Consider the following 702-nt stretch of genomic DNA (forward strand, 5'->3'; position numbering starts at 1 on the left):
CGGACGTGCCGAGGAATCCGGCCCGGTCGGGGCGGGCAGGCCGGTCGATCCAGTGGCGGCTGACGAGGAAGGGCGGAGCCTGGCGCACGGCGGCGGCGCAGGCCCGCAGCTCGTGGTCGTCGAGCAGGGGGGACCGCTCCATCAGGGTCCGCAGGCCCGCGGGGTCGGTGGCGAGGACGACGGCGTCGAAGGCCTCGGCGCCGTCGTCGAGGTCGAGGTCGAAGCCGCCGTCGGGACGCGGCGCGACGGCGCGGACGGCGGTGGCGGTGTGCATTCGGCCGCGGTGGCCTGGGCCGTGAGTCGAGGACCCAGCGGGTGCGCAGGGTGCGGGTGGCGGCGCCGGTGTTCACGGGGACGAGATCCGAGCAGTGCAGGCTGCGGCGCCAGGTGACTGGCAAGGGGTCCAGCAGATCGTCAGTCCGGTCGGGGCTGGAGCCGCATTCGCTCTCCAGGCCGGCCGCGCGGGTGTCGGTCAGGCTGCGGTGCTCCGGCGGCTCGGCAACGCCGCACTGGCCAGGGGGCGCGTTATCGGCCGGGACCGTCGCCGGCCTGCCGGGCGACTTCCGGGAGCGCGAAGTGCGGATTCTCGATGATCCCGATGACTGATCCGCTCGGATCGGTCACCGATGCGGCGCGGATGGATCCGCCGACGTCGCGCACCCCTTCCTTGACGGTTGCTCCCGCGGTGACGAGTTGCTGCAG

The 702-nt window shown here is 74.2% G+C and carries 1 pseudogene; it reads right to left on the bottom strand.

Annotation, left to right across the window (positions count from 1 at the left end):
- Window positions 1-274, bottom strand: a pseudogene (locus tag PUR61_RS10155) (isorenieratene synthase); the annotation flags it as partial.
- Window positions 275-702: the final 428 nt, after the last annotated feature.

Source organism: Streptomyces sp. BE20 (assembly GCF_036322525.1).
GTDB lineage: Bacteria > Actinomycetota > Actinomycetes > Streptomycetales > Streptomycetaceae > Kitasatospora.